Raw genomic sequence first — 19,667 nt, 5'->3', positions numbered from 1 at the left:
GTGGTTGCTGAATGCGGCCTCATTTTGGTTTTGAACCGACGTTCACGATTGGGGTAACTTTTGCTAAAGAGGCTTGCCTCAGTCGGTACCAACATAATAATGTTGGTTTTGCGCACCCTCGCCTGCTTTTCCATCGCCATTCGGCAGCCTTCATTCATCTTCGATCCGGCCGGTGCGCGCGATGTTCCAGAACAAAGGGGACTCATGACACTTTTTTATCATTCGCGGCCCGCGCGCCTTGTCACCTTCGCCTTGCTCGCCGCAACTTCAGCCGCCTGTAGTCTGCACCAGGTGAATGAGAACGTGGTCACACCGGCCACGGTACCGGACCAATTCCACCAAGAACCCTCATCCGAACAAAAGGTGGTTTCGCAACCACGGACGGCGCCCTGGTGGCGCGATTTTAACGACGACGAACTCGACGGTTTGATGGACCAACTGCTCGCCGAAAACCTCGACCTGCGCGCCTCCTGGGCGCGCCTCCGTCAAGCGCAACAGCTGGCGGCCCAGTCGCGCGCGGCCTTTCTGCCCAACGTGACGGGCAACGGCTCGGCCTCGCGTTCGAAATCGCTGTTTGTCGGCCAAGAAGCCTTGCTCAACGATTACCGGCTCAACGCGACGGTGAGCTACGAGGTCGATCTGTGGAAACGGCTCTCGCAAACAGCGCGGGCGACCCAGCTCGACGCGATGGCGAGCCGCGAGGATACGGAAGCCCTGGCCCAATCGCTCAGCGCCAACCTGGCCCGCACCTGGTTCGGCGTGGTCGAGCAACACAACCAGCTTCAACTCCTCAACGAACAAAAAGCGGTGTCGCAGAACTTCCTTAAGGTGGTCGAGCTGCGCTTCGGCCAAGCGCTTTCATCCGCGGTCGATGTCTACCAGCAACGCCGCAACCTGGCCTCGATTGAGGCACAGATCCCAACCGCGCAACAACAACTCCAGCTCGGCCTGCACCAGTTGGCGGTGCTCTTGGGGCAAACGCCCGGCAGCATGTCACCCGACGCGCTCGGCGCCCTCGCCGATGTGGACCCGCTGCCCCGACTCGGCCTGCCCGCGGACCTCTTGCAGCACCGGCCCGATGTGCGCGCGGCGGCCCTGCGGCTGACCGCGGCCGACTACCGCGTCGGCGTCGCCATTGCCAACCGCTTCCCCAGCCTGACCCTCAGCGGGGAACCGGGTTTTCAGGCCACCGATCTCTCCGATTTGTTTAGCAACTGGGTCTGGCGCATCGCGGGCAACATCACCGGCCCGATTTTCGACGCGGGCCGTCGCAAGGCCGAGGTGGAACGCCAACGCGCGGTGCTTGAGGCCGCCATTAGTAGCTACGAACAAACGGTGTTAACGGCCCTGCGTGAGGTGGAAGACGCGGCCCTGCGTGACCGCACCCAACGCGCCTTCCTCGAAACCCTGGTGCAACAACGCACCCACGCGGAGAAAGCCCTGGAAGCGGCCCAATCGCGCTACGTGCGCGGGGTCGGCAACTACCTCACGGTACTGACGGAACTCTCGGCGCTACAAAATATCCAACGCACGGAATTAACAGCCAAACGCACACTGCTCGACCATCGCGTTTCCCTCCACCTGGCCCTGGGCGGGCTGTGGAGCCGCGAAATCAAGGCGATGGAACCGGTCCAAAAGGTAAGGGGAACCAGCGAATGAACGAAACCAATCACGATCCCAACAAAGGGAGCCACCTCGAAATCCGCGTCAAACGCAGCCATGTACTCAGCATCCTCGGCGCGGGCGTGGTCTTGGCGCTGTCGGTGTTTGTCGCCGGGCAAATCATCGCCACCAAACCCAAACCGGAACAAGCCAAAGTGGCGGTGCCGGTGATTCCGGTTGAGATTATTCACGCCACCCGCGGGCCGCAACAAATCGCCATCGAGGCGGGCGGTACGGTGATCCCCGCGCGCGAGGTGCAAATCAGCCCCCAGGTGGGCGGGCGCGTGACGGCGCTGCACCCAGCCCTGATTCCCGGCGGGTTCCTGGAAGCAGGCGAAGCGCTGCTGGACATCGACCCACGCGACTACCAATTTTTGGTGGAACAACAAAAAGCACAGGTCGCGCGCGCGGCTTTTACCCTCAAAGACGAGGAAGGGCGCCGCGCCATCGCCGAGCAGGAATGGAAACTCCTGGGCCAAAGCATCGAAACAACGGAGGCGGGCCGCGAGTTGGCTTTGCGTGGCCCGCAACTCGCCCAGGCCCAAGCCAACCTGAAAGCGGCCGAAAGCGCCTTGGAACAGGCGGAACTCAACCTGGCGCGCACCCGTTTGAAGGTGCCCTTTAACGCACAGGTCCGCTCCGAAACGGTCGAGGTCGGTCAGCAGGTCGGTCCCAACACGCCGGTGGCGGTGCTCACCGGCACGGATACCTACTGGGTACAGGCCTCGGTCCCGCTCGATCAACTCGACGCCTTCCAAAAACCGGACCGCGCGGGTCGCGGCGGCGCCTTGGCCATGATTGAAGTACGCACCGCCAACGGCGTGATCACCCGTCAGGGTCAGGTTGTGCGCTTGCTGAACCAACTGGAAGAGCGCGGGCGCTTGGCACGGGTATTGATCAGCGTGCCGGATCCGCTGAACCTGCAAAGCGGTTCCCAAGAGCCACCGCTGCTGCTGGGCACCTACGTGCATGTGCGCATCGAGGGCCGCCGCCTCGGCGACGTGGCGGTGCTGCCGCCGACGGCAATGCGCGAGGGCGACCGCATTTGGGTCATGAACGACCGCGACGAACTGGCCATTCGCCAAGCCACGGTCGCCTGGCGCCAAGGCGCCGAAGTACTGGTTAGCGAAGGGGTTCAAAGCGGCGAACGGGTGGTGGTCAGCCGCATCGGCGCGCCGCTTCCGGGCTTGAAGCTGCAAGCCATTGAAAAGGCCGAAGCGGACCCATCGCAGCAGAACCCGGCCACGGTCCGCGCCGGCGCGGGCGGCGGCCCAGGAGGCGGCGGTGAGTAGAAAACCCATTACCTCAGGACCCATCGCCTGGATGGCGGCGCACCCGGTAGCCGCCAACCTGCTGATGGCGATTTTTATCGTCGGCGGCTTGTTAATCGCCTGGTTTAACACCAAACAAGAAGTGTTCCCCGAGTTCGAATTGGACATTATTTCGATCAGCGTCCCCTACCCCGGCGCAGGGCCCGAGGAAGTGGAAAAGGGCATTGTCTTGGCCCTGGAAGAATCGGTGCGCGGCTTGGACGGCATCAAAAAGATCACGGCGACAGCGAGCGAGGGCTCGGGCACGGTGGTGGTCGAACTGACAGGCGGCACCAACCCCAACAAGTCACTGCAAGATATCAAAAACGCGGTGGACCGCATTACCTCTTTCCCGCAAGACGCGGAACGACCGATTGTACAGTTGATTACCAACCGACGCGAGGTAATCAGCCTCATCCTTTACGGCGATCTGGACGAAACCATCCTGCACGACAACGCCAACCAAATCCGCGACGAGCTGCTGGCGCTGCCCAACATCACCACGGTGGAAATCAGCGGTTTGCGGCCGCTGGAAATCGCGGTTGAGGTGCCCCAGGAAAAATTGCGCGCCCACAACATCACGCTGTCCGAGGTGGCGGCGATCATTCGCAATTCGGCGCTGGAGATTCCGGCGGGCGGGGTCAAGACGGAGGCGGGCGAGATTCTGCTGCGCACGGCGGAGCGGCGTGATTTCGGCAAAGAGTTCCACGATCTGCCGATCATCACCTCGCCGGACGGCACGGTGGTGCGCCTCAGCGAGCTGGCCACGATTACGGACGGCTTCCGCGACACGGACCAAGCGGCCTTCTTCAACGGCCAACGCGCGGTCCAGATTCAGGTCTTCCGCATCGGCGACCAGAAACCGATTGAAATCGCGGAAACGGTCAAAGCCTTTAGTGATCGGCTCAGCCAACAACTGCCGGACGGGGTCTCGGTGGCCACCTGGAACGACGTTTCCGAAATGTATGAGGACCGCATCAACCTATTGGTGAAAAACGCCTTAATGGGGCTGGTCCTGGTGCTGATTATCCTGGGCGCCTTCCTGGAAATTCGGTTGGCGTTTTGGGTCACGCTCGGTATTCCCATCTCGATTTTGGGTGCCTTTTTGATCTTCCCGGCGACCGACGTCTCGATCAACATGATTTCCCTGTTCGCGTTCATCATCACATTGGGGATCATCGTCGACGACGCGGTTGTGGTGGGCGAAAACATCTACGAATACCGCGAACGGGGTTACGATTACCTGACCGCGGCAACCTTGGCCGCGCGGCAGGTGGCCGTGCCGATTTGTTTCTCGATTTTGACCAACATCGTGGCCTTCGCACCGATGTTGTTCGTTCCCGGTATTTCGGGCAAGTTCTTTCGCGTGATTCCGATTATTACGATCTCCGTCTTTATCGTGTCCTTGATCGAATCGCTGTTCGTCCTCCCCTGTCACCTGGCCCACGGTTCGAAAAACGAAAACCCCAACAGCTACCTTGGCAAACTGCGCGCGGGCCAACAACGCTTCGCGGGTTGGTTGCAGCGCATTATCCAGAATGTGTACCAGCCCGGTTTGCGTTTTGCCATTGAACACCGCTATTTGACGCTGGCCACCAGCATCGGGATTTTGATCCTGACGATCGGTCTCGTCGCGGGTGGTCGGGTCGGTTTTACCTTCCTGCCCAAGGTCGATACCGACGTGATCATCGTCCGCGCCACCTTGCCCTTCGGCTCACCGGTCGCGCAGACGGAACGCATTTCCCAACGCTTGGTACAAGGCGCGAAGGATACCTTGGCCGAGATCGGTAAAGAGGGTGACAGCCGCGGCATTTTAACGACCATGGGCACGGGTTTTAATGAAAACGGACCCACCCCGCGCGGCGGCCACCTCACCACGGTGTTCGTGTATTTGGTGCCCAGCGTGGACCGCGATTACAGCTCGGCGGCCTACGTGGCGGCCTTCCGCAAAAAGGTCGGCAACCTTCCCGGCCTGGAAAAAATGACCTTTGACTATTCCACGGGTCCCAGCGCGGGTTCGCCGATTGACGTGGAACTCAACCATACGGATCTCGGGGTGCTGGAGACGGCGGCGGCGGATCTGGCGGTGCGCATTCAGGAATACTCGGGCCTCAAGGACATCGACGACGGCTTCGAGGAAGGCAAACCCCAGTACGATTTCCAAATCAAACCGGAGGCGAGCACCCTGGGTCTTACGGCCCGTGATTTGGCCAACCAGTTGCGCGCGGCATTTTACGGGGAACGCGCGTTCCGGCAACAACGCGGTCGCGAGGAAGTATGGGTCATGACCCGTCTACCGGAGGCCGAGCGGGCCTCGGCCTCGGACATCCGCGACCTGATGATTCGGGTACCGGGCGGCGGCGAGATTCCGCTTTATGAGGCGGCGGTCGTCACGGAAGGCCGCAGCTACACCAAGATCAGCCGTCGCAACGGGCGCCGCGTGGTCAACGTCCGCGCCGACATCAACCAGGGCGAAGCCAATTCAGTTGAGATCATGAACGACATCACGGCCAAACACTTGCCGGCGTTGCAGGCCAAATACCCGGGCTTGGGTTACTCATTCGAGGGCGAAGCCAAGGAACGGGCGGACACCAACAAAAGCCTGGGCATCGGTTTTATGTTCGCGATGTTGGTCGTGTACGGCTTGCTCGCGATTCCTTTCGGCAGCTACACCCAACCGTTCCTGGTCATGTCGGCGATTCCTTTCGGCATGGTGGGCGCGGTGTTGGGTCACATCATCATGGGTTACGACATCAGCATGATCAGCATCATGGGCGTGATTGCGTTAGCGGGGGTTGTGGTCAACGATTCGTTGGTACTGATCCACGCGGCCAACGAATTCCGCGCCTCGGGCAAAGGGCCGTTGGACTCCATTATCGCCGCGGGCATGCGCCGTTTCCGGCCGATCCTGCTGACCTCGCTGACGACCTTCTTCGGTTTGGCCCCGATGATTATGGAAACCTCGGTCCAGGCGCGGTTTCTGATTCCCATGGCCATCTCGCTGGGTTTCGGGATCCTGTTTGCAACCTTCCTGATCCTGGGTTTGATCCCGGCGCTGTACATGATCCTTGAGGATCTAAAGTACTTCTTCGGCGTGAGTTCCGAGGTCGAGCCGGTCGGCGAAGCGGAACATTTCCACGGCGAAATGGAAGGAAATACGGCTTAATCGAGGCAAGGATGCGGCGCGTCGCCCTCGCGAACACGCCGCATCCATACACCACAACGGAACGAACCAGGCTAAATCCCGTCGAGAGCAAGAAATTCGGGCTACGGCCCGCCGTGAAAAACCGCCCTGAATCACTGTCTTTTATATAGATGTAATTATGTGATCTACCCCATAGCTTTCTTTTTGTAACAGAATGTAACCCCATTAAAACACCCACGTTTCTGCACAATTTCTCCACCATCGTGACGCATATTCTAGGGCAACAACGCTGCCATGGTGCTGCAGCGAGGAGGAACGTCCTATGAGTCATCAAACGCGTATTTTCGATTTAATTAACCAATTCAACAAAGAGTACGGTCTGCCCAACCATGATTTTGCCGCCAGTCCCTACGTGGAATTTGCGCTCGGCGAGGAAATGAGCATCACGCTCAGCTATGACGATGCATCCGACCAATTGATCGCCTTTAGTGAAGTCGAACAGCTCAACGACCATCCCTCACCCAACGTGTTGAAGAAACTGCTCTGCGCCAACTGGTTTTGGCAAGAAACGGCGGGGGCGACCTTGTCCCTGGAAGGTGCGAGCAACCAACTGTTCCTATCCCAAAAGTTCCACGCCGCGGCATTGAACCGTACCGAAGAATTGGTGCAACGCTTCGAAACCCTGGTAGACCAAGTACGCCATTGGCGCGAATCGCTCCAAGAAGAACAGGGCGGGGCGGCACCGGAAACACCCCACACCGCCGGTCTCCATCAAATTACCGCCGTTGAAAACCCCAGCATCCCACCCATGCCTTGGAACTTTGCCTAACGCCTAGGGGTCGTCAAGACGGCGGCGGGTGCCCAAGCCAGGTACCGCCGCAACGTCGCATCAGAGAATAAAAAAACCAGGTACCGGTCCAACCGGTGCCCCACATGGCTCGCCCCATTTCGTCGCGAGCAGGCAAAAACGGCCTGCAAAACAGGGATCACAATTGCGTGACCCACCAAGCGCCGGACGCCCCCGCCTGGCACCGCCACGGGGTCGACGGCCGCCGCGGTTGCCCTACAACCATAGGCGCAACCGCCGGGTTACCAAGGGTTTTGGCAGACGAAGCAGAACACGGGTGAGCAGGGCGGATCGCCCGCCCCAACCCAACAGCGATTCAACAGGAGGTTTGCTATGTCGGGTATTCAAGGAATTGGCCAACAACAACGTCGCATGTCGGTCGACATCTCACATCAACCACAACAAATCCAAGGTTTACAAGTCGGCCGCCACCAGCGATCCAACTCGATGTCGGTTCTTCCGCCCCATTTAAGCGGCTTTCACGGCCCCCAAAAAATGCAGGACCGTATCAAAGCGCCGATGATCTTTTCCCACGGCTCACTGGAAAAACACGAGAACAGCCGCACCTTGCGTTGGGCAACCACGGCCTTCAACCACACACGCCGGACCATGGCCATCGGCGCCCAGAATAAACCCGAGAATCAGGACCGCACGGCCGAGTGGAGCGCGGTCGCCACCGGAACCGCACGCGGTAAAGAAGTCATTTGGAAATCAGGCAAGATGGTCGGCAAAGACTTCAAGCCGAAAGAACCCGGCTTCACCATGTTCATGAAGGAGAAAGGACCCAGACTCACCCCGGACGGAGGTCGCGATCACATCGAAAAAATGGCCAAGCGGTCCGAGATCACCCGTGGCGGCAACTGCCAGGAACAAACCGCCGTCGCTTACATGCACCTGATCAACGAGGCGCAGGGTGTCAAAAACGCGGCCTACATGTCGGTCAACAACCACTGCTTTATCCTGATGAACTACGACGACAACGTCGATTTCACCGATCCGACCACCTGGAACACCAACGCGACAATCTGCGACCCTTGGGGCGGCATGGTTTGCACGGTGGAACAGTTGCTCGAGGGGAAGGGTGATTTCCTGGTCATGGGGAGCGAGGTACCCATCGGCAAAGAAGATGTGGCAAGGGTTCAAAACTACATTATGGCCAACGTCGCAACCATGGACTGCCACGACTTTGAAACCCTGGTCGACACCCCAAAAGAGCGCAAAGAGCGCGATCCGCGCCTGTTCGGCGTCATGGTGTAAAGCCAACCAAGACGGGTTGAGGCCAACCCATCCAAAGTACTCACACCACCTGGGTGGCAACCCGTGATTTAGGGTTCGCCGGCGCGACCGGCAGGTTTCGACCCACCCGAAACGTTCCTCGGGCGCACCCACGGTTTCGCCTTACTGCGCTTGGGTAACCCACCCGCACTCGGGCCCTGCAAATTGATTTTAGACGCGAAAGCGAGACTTCAGATCACCGAGTGCACGCTCGATTTTTTCCTGGCTACCGGCACCCGGTTCATGTACTTGAGTTCCTCGGGTGTCGGGCACGGCACCCAGGCACTCGTAAGCCGTTTCGGCAAGAACTTGGTTGGTTTTAACGGTCACCACCAACAGGGTGGTGACCACCCTATCGGCCGCACCAAGGAACAGCTTAGTTTTCGGACTCAAAAAAGCCACTGCTGGGTCTCCACGGGTTACCACGTCTTGGCGAGCGTGGCGAACACACGCGAATCGGCGATAGGTACCCCATCGAGATCCGTATCCGTGAAGGTCAGAGAGGCCTCGAGGGTGCCCCAGGCCCGGGTGACGAACAGGGCATAATCCTGATAATCACCGCCCCCGTCGAATTGGTAATCACCGTAATGACCACCAAAGGTCCATCTCTCGGCAATGGTATAGGAAAGGCCAAGTTCGATGTAACCGTTGTCGTTTTCCAAGTCGCGGGCATAGGTCAAGCTGAAAAGCCGGTAACCCAAGGCAAGATAGGCTTCACCGAATTCCACGGCGGAACCACCCTCGAAGAAATAGTAAACGTAACCAAGATCGTAGGAGAAACCGGAATCGAGCTCGTTGGCATAACCCAGCAAGGCGTCGAGTTCGTAATCGGTGTCGTCGCCAAAATCGACGTTGGAACCCCAGCCACCGAGGTAAAATCCGCTGTCGTGCTTCCAATCGATGCCCAATTGCAGGGCCGGCGCTTCATCGGTTTGAGACACCCCGCGCCAAACGTAATCGGACGTCAAGGCCGCGTTAAAACTAATTTGGGCAAAAAGGGGCAGGGCAAAGCACAATGGAAGGGCAAACCATTTCACAACGAGCGCTCCAGAACGGAATTTTTTCACCATAGCTGTAAAAGTTCCGTTCGACTTAATTCGTCAAAAACTTTAAATCCCTACAAAAGGTACTTTGCCCCACCCGAGGCCGAGCACGTGGGCTCGAGCCGCTGTTAATGCACCGACCCCTCCGCAAAGACACCAAACTCCGCCCAGCGAGGTCGGGCGAGATAGACCTGACTCATCGGCAAGGAACCGGTCGGGGCGGTCGCTGGTTTTGAAGCCGTGTGCCGCAAAGCGCGGGCATAGGCCTGCAATCGTTCAACCCGCAACGCGGTAGCCGGATGGGTATCCAACCAAGCGCCGCGGTGACGCGGCCGGTAGGGGCGCATCAAACGCTGCCAAAGCGATTGGGGTTGCTCGAGGATTTGCAACGCCTCGGCCAAGGCCTTCGGGTCGCCTGAAATTTTTGCGGCGCCAAGATCGGCTTCAAATTCACGGGTTCGCGACAGGCTCGAAACCAACAAGTTGCTCATAAGCGGAACCCCGATCAAGGTCAGGATCAAGGCGAAAGGCACGGTGCCGTCGGTAAACAAAAGAAGCGGCACCGAAAGCGCCAAAAGCAACCAACCAAAGCCGGCCATGCTTCCGGTAAGGCGGTTAATGAGGTTGGCGGCGGCCATGATTTCCGTATCGCGGTGGACCATGTGGCTGATTTCGTGGGCAATGACGGCGCGTAGTTGGCGAGGATTGAGCGCGCGTAACAGCCCCTCGGTAACGGCCAAGCCGAATTCCGGTTCACGACCGGCGGCAAAGGCATTGCGGTGTGAACCGGGCAACACATAAAGCCGCGGCACCCGCGCCAAGCCGGCGGCCTGGGCAATCTCGCGCACCAAAACAAAAAGCGCGGGCGCCTGGTGATGCTGAAGCGGAACGGCACCGGCGGCTTTCATGGTGAGATCCAAAGGCAGCCGCGGGGCGAATACCAACAGGTAAAGCGCGAAAAGCGCGGTGACGGCGACGCCGGGAAGCCCGGCAACCAGGAAACCGGCGAAGGAAAGCAATGCAAAAAGGCCGATCATAAGCAGAGCGGACTGTCTGAAGTGGCGGATTTGATCGCGTTGAAGCCGTGCCATGGAAAACCTCCTCGAGGCAAAGACGCTTTTTCTCTAAATACGAAATCAGGTTATTTTAGTTTACCGATATCAGATTTTATTCATCATTCGCCACCTAGAAGCCATGGGAATGCGCCTCGGCCGTGAAAGTTGACGGCAGATGGTTCGACAAAAGGGCATCGCCAGGGCGCGCCCCAACGATCCACAACTAATATATCACTAGCTCCATTGAGGTTAACCTTCACCGCGCCGACCATCCCTTTCTAAGGTTGCCAAGCAGCCCACTTGGTGCAAGAATCGTCGGTGGTCGCTCCCACGCGACCCTGCACTGTTTCCAAACGACTTGGCGCCCTTCGGCGTTGTCGCCGGGGGAATGGAGACCCGATTCCTCGGGACCCCGGATTACCGGCAACACCGCAATGTCGCCAAGCTGCACCCCAACACCGTTCCCCCGCGAAGGGTACAAATCGGCCGAAGGCAGTTAGGTGGGTCACCAATTTGATGCGGATGAAATGGTTCCAATGCGGTTCTGAATTTTTTAGATCATCCGACCCATCCCCGATGACGCGATCGGCGCTTCTCGCGACACCCGTGTCGGGTTCTTGCGAACCCCCCCGGACAAGCACCGCTTGCGCCCCGAGCAACCGTGTTTGGTGCAGCTTCAATCCTAAAGCGTGTGATTCCATCCACCCGAATCGCGCACTTTGGGTACAACCCGCATCGCGGGTTCGCTTCCCGCTTGGCTCGTTGCCAAAGATTGTTTTACGGAGTTACCCATGCCTCTGAGACACCACAGTTTGCGTCAACTGGAACAAAAAGAAGATTTCATTGATCGCCACATCGGCCCGGATCAAACCGAAATCGACGCCATGTTGCACCATCTCGAAATGCCGTCGCTGGATGCTTTGATTGAAAAAGCCGTTCCCCAAAACATTCTCGCCAAACATCCGCTCAACTTTGAGCGCTGCAAAAATGAATCAGACGCACTCGCCCGTCTCAAAGAGATCGCCACCCAAAACGTGGTGGCCAAGAGCTACATCGGAATGGGTTACACGGGTTGTATTACGCCGCCGGTGATTGGCCGCAACATCCTGGAAAACCCCTCGTGGTACACGGCTTACACGCCGTACCAAGCCGAAATTTCCCAGGGCCGCCTGGAAGGTTTGATCAACTACCAAACCATGATCACCGACCTGACCGGTATGGAAATCGCCAACGCCAGCTTGCTCGACGAGGGCACCGCGGCAGCCGAGGCGATGGCGATGACCTTTAACCTGCAACGGAAAAAACTCAAGGGCCGCACCACCTTTTGGGTGATGGACGACGTCCACCCGCAAACCCTGGAAGTCTTGCAAACCCGCGCCGAACCCATCGGTGTCACCATTGAAAGCGGCCCCCTTGCCGCGTTCAATCCCGAGGGTCCCTACTTCGGCATCTTGTTGCAGTACCCCGGTTCCAGCGGCCAAATTCACGAGTTGGAAGACGCGATCAAAGCCGCCCAAGCCAACAAAATGTTGGTATCGGTCACGGCCGACCTGCTCAGCCTGTGTCTGTTGAAACCACCCGGTGAAATGAACGCCGATGTGGTGGTCGGCAGCGCGCAACGGTTCGGCGTACCCATGGGTTTCGGCGGTCCGCACGCGGCCTTTTTCGCCACCCGCGAGCAGTACAAACGCGCCATGCCCGGCCGCATCGTCAGTGTTTCCAAGGACAGCGCGGGCAAACCGGCCTACCGCTTGGCCCTGCAAACTCGCGAACAGCACATTCGCCGCGAGAAAGCGACGAGCAACATCTGCACCTCGCAGGTTTTGTTGGCGGTCATCGCGGGCATGTACGCGGTCTACCACGGTCCCCTTCAGTTGCGCCGCATCGCCCTGCGCGTGCACCGCTTCAGTGCCATCCTCGCCAAAGGCTTAAAACAGTTGGGTTACGAGAACAGCAACGGTGCCTTTTTCGACACCACCCGTTACGCGGTCGACGCGGAAACCCGCGACGCCGTCCGCGCCCGCGCGCTGGCCAAAAACATCAACTTCCGCTACTACAGCGACAACAGCTTCTCGATCACGCTGGATGAAACCACCCGCCGCGAGGACATCGCCGAGTTGTTTGAGGTGGTCAGCGGCAACAGCCAGGTCGACCTGAACGTGGACGAGCTGTTTGAAGGCCTTGAGGACCAGTTCCCCGAGGCGTTGGTGCGCACCAGCAGCTACCTGGACCACCCGGTTTTCAACACCCACCATTCGGAAACCGAAATGCTGCGTTACCTGCACGCGTTGGCGGGTAAGGATCTCTCACTGACCCATTCGATGATCCCGCTCGGCTCCTGCACGATGAAGCTCAACGCCACGGCCGAAATGATTCCGATCACCTGGCCGGAACTGGCGAACATGCACCCCTTCGCCCCGGCGGACCAAGCCAAGGGTTACGCCACATTGATCGGCGAGTTGGAAGGCATGCTCGCCGAGATCACCGGGTTACCGGGCGTGTCGCTGCAACCCAACGCGGGTTCCCAGGGCGAATACGCGGGTCTGTTGACGATTCGCCGTTACCACCAAAGCAACGGCCAGGGCCACCGCAACATCTGCATCATCCCCAGCTCGGCCCACGGGACCAACCCGGCCAGCGCCGTAATGGCGGGCATGAAGGTCGTGGTGGTCGGTTGCGATGAAAAAGGCAACATCGACATCGCGGATCTGGCGGCCAAGGCGGAAAAACACCGCGAGGATTTGGCCGCGCTGATGATTACCTATCCCTCGACCCACGGCGTGTTTGAGGAAGGCATCACCGAAATTTGCGCCATTATCCACGACAACGGCGGTCAAGTGTACATGGACGGCGCCAACATGAACGCACTTGTCGGCCTGGCGCGTCCGATTGATTTCGGCGCCGACGTCTTGCACCTCAACCTCCACAAAACCTTCTGTATCCCGCACGGCGGCGGTGGTCCGGGCGTGGGCCCGATCGCGGCGGCGGCACACCTCAAGCCGTTTCTGCCGGGCCACGGCCAACGCGACGACGCCTTCCCGGAAACCAATACCGGGGCGGTTTCAGCGGCGCCCTGGGGCAGCGCGGGCATTTTGCCGATCTCCTGGGCTTACATCGCGATGATGGGCCGCGGCGGTTTGAAACGCGCCACCCAGGTGGCGATTCTCAACGCCAACTACATCGCGCAACGCTTGGAAGACCACTTCCCCATCCTGTACCGCGGCCTGAACGACCTGATCGCCCACGAGTGCATCGTTGACGTACGGCCCTTGAAAAACACGGCGGGTGTCGATGTGGAAGACATCGCCAAACGCCTGATGGATTACGGCTTCCACGCGCCGACCATGTCTTGGCCGGTGGCGGGTACCCTGATGATCGAACCGACGGAAAGTGAGTCCAAAGCCGAATTGGACCGTTTCTGCGATGCGATGATCGAGATCCGCAAGGAGATCGAAGCCATTGAAAAAGGCTCGATTCCCGCGGAGGAGAGCCCGCTCAAAAACGCGCCCCACACGGCGGCGGTTTTGGTGGCGGCTGAATGGGACCGTCCCTACAGCCGTCAAGAAGCGGTGTTCCCCTTGGCTTATGTGGCGGCCAACAAGTTCTGGCCGTCGGTGGGTCGCATTGACAACGCCTACGGCGATAAAAACCTGATGTGTTCCTGCATTCCGGTGGAGGAATACGCCTAACACGGTGGGGCGGTGATCACACCGCCCCACTCACTATATTTAGGATCTTTATGACTGAGCCGGCCACGCCTCGCCGCTTATTTATCGCCGGTGTCAAAGCCACGTTGCCCCTGCAAATCGGGGTGATTCCTTTTGCACTGATCACGGGTACCGCGCTGGTAACGGCCGGGTTACCCATTTGGATCGCCCACGCCTTTTCCATCGTGGTGTTCGCGGGCGCGGCCCAGTTGGCGATGGTCGAGTTGATCAGCCAACACGCGGCGGTGGGTGTGATTGTGTTGACGGCCCTGCTGATCAACCTGCGTTTTATGATGTACAGCGCGGCGATTGCCCCCTACCTGCGCCACACCGGCAACGGGCTGCGTGCCTTCGCCGCTTATTTGCTGACCGACCAGGCCTATGCGATTTCGATGGTTCACTACGACCAAAACGAGGCCGAACCGCTCCAGCATTGGTACTACTTCGGCTCGGCCCTCACGCTGTGGACGGTTTGGCAACTGGGCACCTCGGCCGGCATTTATTTGGGTGCCACCTTGCCCGCCTCTTGGTCGCTGGATTTCGCGATTCCCCTGACGTTTCTCGGTTTGGTGTTCCCGCTGATTCGCAACCGGCCGGGTATTTTGGCCGCGGCGGTAGCCGGGGTAGGCGCGGTCATCGGCCACGGCTTGCCTTACAATATGGGATTTTTAGCCGCGGTCCTGGTGGGCGCGGCGGCGGCGGTGTTCGCGGAAGGAAAACTCGGCGACGAGGTACGCGATGACAGCTAACGCAATTTTTTGGACGATGGCGGCGGTCGGTTTGGGCACCTTCTTGATGCGCGCCTCCTTTATTTCGGTCTTCACCCAACGCAACATGCCGGCGGTGGTGGAACGCATCATGGCTTATCTACCGGTAGCGATTTTAAGCGCTTTGATCGTACCGGCGTTTGTCATTCGCGACGGCGCGGCCCACGTGGGGCTGGATAATTATCGGCTTTTGGCGGGCCTGCTGGCGATTGGGGTCGCGGCCAAAACGAAAAAAGTGGTGCCAACCCTGTTTGTCGGTTTGGTTTGTTTGTGGGTTTTGCAGCGGTTTCAGCCTTTTGGTGGGTAGCCCCCCGCCAGTCCCTTCAGGACTTGGACATTGGTAAATCGGGGCGTCCTAGGGTGACAGTCACTTCGTTCCTTGACCCCAGGCTGTCATAGATAACCCCGTAGGGGTAGCTGGAAGTGGCTCGGCTCTGCCTCGCATTTAAATCAAGCATGGTCCCCGCATGGCGGTGTGCGTGTACCTTCGGCACACGCCGGATCACCCCCCGGTGAAGATCGCGGTGGGGCCAAGGGCAGAGACAGAGGTCAGTTGCGGGTGAAGGTGGCGGGAACCGCGGGTGAAGAAGGGCCGGGGTTTGATCCGGTTCGTCCTGAAAGGACGAACACACCCCCATGCATGGCCCACCATTTTTTTGAATGTTCGCCGAAGGCGGACTTCAACCCGCTGCCCTGAAAGGGCTAGCTATGGCAGCCCAGGGTCGGGCCCTTTGAAAAAGGGGCCGACCCTGGGTCACCGCGGTTCCCAAAATGCAGGCGCTGAAGGTGCCGGCAAAAGGGCGTCTCCCTACCCAACATTCCCCTCCCCGTGTTCAATCAACACACGCCGGATCACCCCCTCCCCAACATTCCTCTCCCCGTGCACCTTCAGCCGCGTCTCGGGTTGGCCGCATTGCTCCTGTGATACGCGACCGCGGTGCGCGTTAGCCTCCTATCGGGCCGCGCGGGCGGCTCGGACACAGGAGGCATGTATGACATCATTTAATTTATCGGGGTTCCCCGACATCACCGCGCTGGTCAAAGAGGCCGGCGGGATCATCGATCAATTTGTCACCAGCGACGACGAACGGGCCGAGGCCAAGGCCAAGCTGCTCCAGCTGGAAAATCAACTGGCGGGCAACATCATGGCCTACGAAACACAACTCGCGCAACAACGCGGCACCATCATCGCCGCCGAGGCCCGTTCCCAGAGTTGGCTCACCCGCAACTGGCGTCCGCTGCTGATGCTTTCCATCACCGCGATTCTGATTCACAAATACCTGCTTTATCCCTACCTGATCCTCATTTTTGGCAGCGAGGTCGCGCCCAGGCTCGAGCTCACACCGGAACTGTTTAACCTGCTAACCATTGGGGTCGGCGGCTACGTGGTGGGCCGTTCCGGCGAAAAAATTGTCGGCACCCTGCGCGACAGCCAAACCCGCAACAGCCTGTTGCCCAGCGAGGACCGCGCCGCACGCCGCGCCTTGCGGGCACGGGGACGGCAAATGCGCCGCTTAAGCCGATTGGCCGAGAAACAGGGCTGGTCGGATGAAGAACTGGACCGTCGCCTCGATCAACTGCTGGATACAGAACCCTCCTAACGCAAACGCGGCTTACGTTTCGCCCCTTTCTCGCGGGAACCACGAGGAATTTACGAATGAGGACGCCCTTCAATCAACGCGGGATCCACCATGTGGTTCCCGCTTTTTTATGGAGCGAGGGTGAAACCGTAATCCTTGGCGACACTGGCAATGGTTCCCGCATCCGTGGTAAAAATCACCCCATCCAACTCGCAGGATAGATCGGCGATACGATCAACGATGCTTCTTCCCTCCGGCGTCAACGCCAGATAGGTTTCGGCAAGATGCTCGGCCAAAAGACGCCAGGTGAGGTGGTCGTTGTAACGCCCGATGTACAAAGCGTCCTTCGGGTGGATTTGTTCACCGGCCACGTGCCGATTCCAGATCGCCATGTAACGCGCATCTTTGCCGAAATACGCATCCAAGCCCGAGGTCAAGTAAGCCGGCTTCCCGGTATTCCACCAGACTTTCTCGATACGGTCACGATCCTCGGCCGAAAGGCCCATGCGCTGAAAATGATCGCGCGCCCCTTCGTCGCCCATCGCCAAAAGCCCGAACACCCGTATCAGCCCACCCAAACGATAGGTAAATCGAGGATCCGTGGTGCGAATGTCCCCGGCATCATCAGCGCGTTCACTCAGTTCGGCTAAGGCACGTTTTTCCGCGGCCAAATAGTCTTGGTACCAAAGCATCGCCTGGGTTTGGGCGGGTGAAGGTTCGCCCAGAACCCATAAAAAAAACAACAGCATGTGAATCACCTCTCTTCTAAAATAAGCAATGTCTCCCCAAATCGCCAACCCGGAAAGCCTAGGCCCCACCAAATAAATCCCGAAAAAAATTGGCTCGGTGTATGCTGGGCATCGCAACGGAAGCGCCAAAAGTGGGTGACATGGAGGAAAGGCGCGGAACCATGAACCTTTTGGGCCGTTTTCTCCGCGTTTTTTTTAGGTCTCTTCACCTGACCGGCCCGCCGGCCTCGGTTTTCCACCGAGAAACGGCCTCCGCCTATCCATTTAGAAGCAGGTTTCATTTATGTACCAACGATTGTTTTTACTCGCTTTGTGGGCCACCGCCGCCGCGTTTTTGACGGCCGGTGCCGATCCCACCCTCACCAGTCCTAAAGCACCCATCGCGAAAAAAGTTCCTAAGAAATTGGAAAAACACGGCGATGTTCGCATCGACAATTACTATTGGTTAAACCAACGGGAAGATCCCGAGGTACTGGCGTACCTCAACCAAGAAAACGCCTACACCAAAAGCAAAATGGCCCATACCGAAGCCTTGCAGGAAGCGCTGTTCGAAGAAATGAAAGGGCGCATCAAACAGGACGACAGCTCGGTTCCTGTTTTGTTCCAAGGTTACTATTATTATTCCCGCAAGGAAGAGGGCAAACAGTACGACATTTACTGCCGCCGCAAGGGCTCGATGGAAGCGGCGGAAGAAGTCATCCTCGACGTCAACAAGCTGGCCGAGGGCCATTCCTTCATGTCGGTGCGTGGCCTCGCGGTCAGCCCCAACAACAACCTGCTGGCTTACGGGGTCGACACCCGCGGCCGCCGCATTTACCAGATCCGCGTCAAAGACCTGAGCACCGGGAAACACCTGGAAGAAACCATCGACGCGGGTACGGCCAACATCACCTGGGCCAACGACAACAAAACTTTTTTCTACACCAAACGCGAAGAAGGCACCCTGCGCAGTTACCAAATTTGGCGCCATGAACTGGGCGGCGACAAAGATACGCTGGTCTTCCATGAAAAAGACGAGACCTTTAACTGCGGTACCTACAAATCAACGTCCGGCAAATACGTGCTCATTCACTCCGGGCAAACGGTTGAAGATGAAGTCCAGGTCATCCCCGCCGACAAACCCACGGAAGCGCCGCGCGTCTTCCTGAAACGGGAACGCGGCCACGAGTACCGCGTCGACCATCTCGACAACCACTTTTATGTCATGACCAACCGCAATGCGCTCAACTTCAAGGTCATGAAAACCAAGGACAGCGATTGGGCCGAATCTTCTTGGCAGCAAGTGGTCGCCCCCCGCGAGGATGTTCTGATCCGCGGCCTGGACCTGTTCAACAACCACCTCGTCCTCAGCGAAACCGACAACGGCATTTCCGGCCTGTCGGTCATTGATCTGAAAAGCGGCAAACGCACCCAAATCAAATTCGACGAAGAAGTTTATTCCATCTACTCCCTCGGCGGCATGGCCAACCGTGATCCTTCCAATACCAAACTCCGCGTCAGCTACCAGAGTCTGGTGACGCCCTCACAGGTGTGGGATTACGACATGGTCACCGGCAAAGGGACCTTGCTGAAACAAGACGAGATCCTCGGCGGATTCGACCCCTCCAAGTACGTTTCCGAACGCATTGAAGTCACCGCCCGCGACGGCAAAAAAGTGCCGGTATCCATGGTTTACCCCAAGGGGTTCAAGAAAGCCGCCAAAAAACCCGTGCTGCTGTATGCCTACGGTTCCTACGGCTCCTCGGCCCGTATCGGTTTCTCTTCCAGCCGTTTGAGCTTGCTTGAGCGCGGTTTTGGCTACGCAATCGCCCACATTCGCGGCGGCCAGGACAAAGGCCGGGCTTGGTACGAAGACGGCAAAATGATGAACAAGAAAAACACCTTTACCGACTTCATCGATTGCGGCAAACACCTGATCGACAAGGGTTACGCGGACAAGGACCTGTTGTTCGCACGGGGCGGCAGCGCCGGCGGTTTGCTGATGGGTGCCGTTTTGAACATGGAACCCGAACTCTTCCGCGGCATCCACGCGGCGGTGCCTTTTGTCGACGTCATCACCACCATGCTCGATCCCAGCATTCCGCTGACCACGGGTGAGTACGACGAATGGGGCAACCCCAACAAAAAAGCCGAATACCAGTACATTTTGTCCTACTCCCCCTACGACAACATCACCGCGGCCAACTACACCAACCTGTTGGTTACCACCGGCTTGCATGACTCCCAGGTACAGTACTGGGAACCGGCCAAATGGGTCGCCAAAATGCGCGCGCTCAAAACCGGCGACAACTTGCTGCTGCTGGACACCAACATGGACGCGGGCCACGGCGGCGCCTCGGGCCGTTTCAACCGCCTGAAGGAAATGGCGCTGATCACGGCGTTTTTCCTCGATTTATCGGGCATCGACAAGTAACGGATCACGGATCACCTTGGAAAACCCCGGCATCTCAGGATGGCCGGGGTTTTTTCTTGTCCCGTTCAGGACCGAAAATCGCCTGTCCAAGGCTAACCTCACGGTATTTCAGGA

General features: G+C 58.6%; 14 protein-coding genes. 10 read left to right on the top strand and 4 right to left on the bottom strand.

The genetic code is table 11. The annotated features are described in order from the left end of the window. The first annotated feature begins 204 nt into the window (after positions 1–204). The 5 genes from J3U88_RS04705 to J3U88_RS04685 all read left to right on the top strand — a co-directional run bounded on the left by J3U88_RS04705 (position 205) and on the right by J3U88_RS04685 (position 8,221). Positions 205–1,659, top strand: coding sequence for an efflux transporter outer membrane subunit (locus J3U88_RS04705; protein ID WP_207857180.1), 1,455 nt, complete (start codon positions 205–207; stop codon positions 1,657–1,659). After that, entirely contained in the window at positions 1,656–2,954 is a 1,299-nt protein-coding gene (locus J3U88_RS04700) for an efflux RND transporter periplasmic adaptor subunit (RefSeq protein ID WP_207857178.1), read from the top strand. Before J3U88_RS04705 ends, J3U88_RS04700 begins: the two co-directional genes overlap by 4 nt. Continuing rightward, on the top strand, positions 2,947–6,138 hold the full coding sequence (locus J3U88_RS04695; protein ID WP_207857176.1) for an efflux RND transporter permease subunit: 3,192 nt from the start codon (positions 2,947–2,949) through the stop codon (positions 6,136–6,138). The genes J3U88_RS04700 and J3U88_RS04695 overlap by 8 nt, the downstream gene beginning before the upstream one ends. Positions 6,139–6,439: 301 nt before the next feature. Continuing rightward, positions 6,440–6,946, top strand: coding sequence for a type III secretion system chaperone (locus J3U88_RS04690; protein ID WP_207857174.1), 507 nt, complete (start codon positions 6,440–6,442; stop codon positions 6,944–6,946). Positions 6,947–7,297: 351 nt separating this feature from the next. Next, positions 7,298–8,221, top strand: a complete 924-nt coding sequence (locus J3U88_RS04685; protein WP_207857172.1) for a hypothetical protein — start codon at positions 7,298–7,300, stop codon at positions 8,219–8,221. A 189-nt stretch (positions 8,222–8,410) separates the two neighbouring features. Here J3U88_RS04685 and J3U88_RS04680 read toward each other — a convergent pair whose 3' ends face one another. From J3U88_RS04680 to J3U88_RS04670, 3 genes are all read right to left on the bottom strand, one after another. Then, on the bottom strand, positions 8,411–8,632 hold the full coding sequence (locus J3U88_RS04680; protein WP_207857170.1) for a hypothetical protein: 222 nt from the start codon (positions 8,630–8,632) through the stop codon (positions 8,411–8,413). A gap of 26 nt (positions 8,633–8,658) precedes the next feature. Continuing rightward, on the bottom strand, positions 8,659–9,276 hold the full coding sequence (locus J3U88_RS04675; protein WP_207857168.1) for a TorF family putative porin: 618 nt from the start codon (positions 9,274–9,276) through the stop codon (positions 8,659–8,661). A 134-nt stretch (positions 9,277–9,410) separates the two neighbouring features. Next, positions 9,411–10,373, bottom strand: coding sequence for a zinc metalloprotease HtpX (locus J3U88_RS04670; RefSeq protein WP_207857166.1), 963 nt, complete (start codon positions 10,371–10,373; stop codon positions 9,411–9,413). Positions 10,374–11,128: 755 nt separating this feature from the next. On the opposite strand from J3U88_RS04670, the gene gcvP reads away from it, so the two are divergent. The 4 genes from gcvP (at position 11,129) to J3U88_RS04650 (ending at position 16,412) form a co-directional block, all read left to right on the top strand. Next, the gene (gcvP, locus tag J3U88_RS04665; RefSeq protein WP_207857164.1) at positions 11,129–14,026 is read left to right on the top strand and encodes an aminomethyl-transferring glycine dehydrogenase; all 2,898 of its coding nucleotides are present in this window, start codon (positions 11,129–11,131) and stop codon (positions 14,024–14,026) included. Positions 14,027–14,076: 50 nt separating this feature from the next. Next, positions 14,077–14,793 (top strand): AzlC family ABC transporter permease, encoded by a 717-nt coding sequence (locus J3U88_RS04660; protein WP_207857162.1) that lies wholly within the window; start codon positions 14,077–14,079, stop codon positions 14,791–14,793. Then, positions 14,783–15,118: an AzlD domain-containing protein gene (locus tag J3U88_RS04655; RefSeq protein WP_207857160.1), complete on the top strand. Its 336-nt coding sequence runs from the start codon at positions 14,783–14,785 to the stop codon at positions 15,116–15,118. The genes J3U88_RS04660 and J3U88_RS04655 overlap by 11 nt, the downstream gene beginning before the upstream one ends. A 685-nt stretch (positions 15,119–15,803) precedes the next feature. Then, the gene (locus J3U88_RS04650; protein ID WP_207857159.1) at positions 15,804–16,412 is read left to right on the top strand and encodes a 3TM-type holin; all 609 of its coding nucleotides are present in this window, start codon (positions 15,804–15,806) and stop codon (positions 16,410–16,412) included. A gap of 107 nt (positions 16,413–16,519) precedes the next feature. On the opposite strand, the gene J3U88_RS04645 is transcribed toward J3U88_RS04650, so the two are convergent. Further along, the gene (locus J3U88_RS04645) at positions 16,520–17,140 is read right to left on the bottom strand and encodes a hypothetical protein (RefSeq protein WP_207857157.1); all 621 of its coding nucleotides are present in this window, start codon (positions 17,138–17,140) and stop codon (positions 16,520–16,522) included. Positions 17,141–17,423: 283 nt separating this feature from the next. Between J3U88_RS04645 and J3U88_RS04640 the strand changes: the two genes are divergently transcribed. Next, positions 17,424–19,553 carry a S9 family peptidase gene (locus tag J3U88_RS04640; protein ID WP_207857155.1) on the top strand — a complete coding sequence of 710 codons (2,130 nt, stop codon included), beginning with the start codon at positions 17,424–17,426 and terminating at the stop codon, positions 19,551–19,553. Positions 19,554–19,667 lie beyond the last annotated feature (114 nt).

Origin of the sequence: Acanthopleuribacter pedis, from assembly GCF_017377855.1 — a bacterium.
In the GTDB taxonomy this organism is placed as follows: domain Bacteria; phylum Acidobacteriota; class Holophagae; order Acanthopleuribacterales; family Acanthopleuribacteraceae; genus Acanthopleuribacter; species Acanthopleuribacter pedis.
Note: the sequence above shows the minus strand (reverse complement) of the source record. Positions and strands in the feature narration are given on the sequence as shown.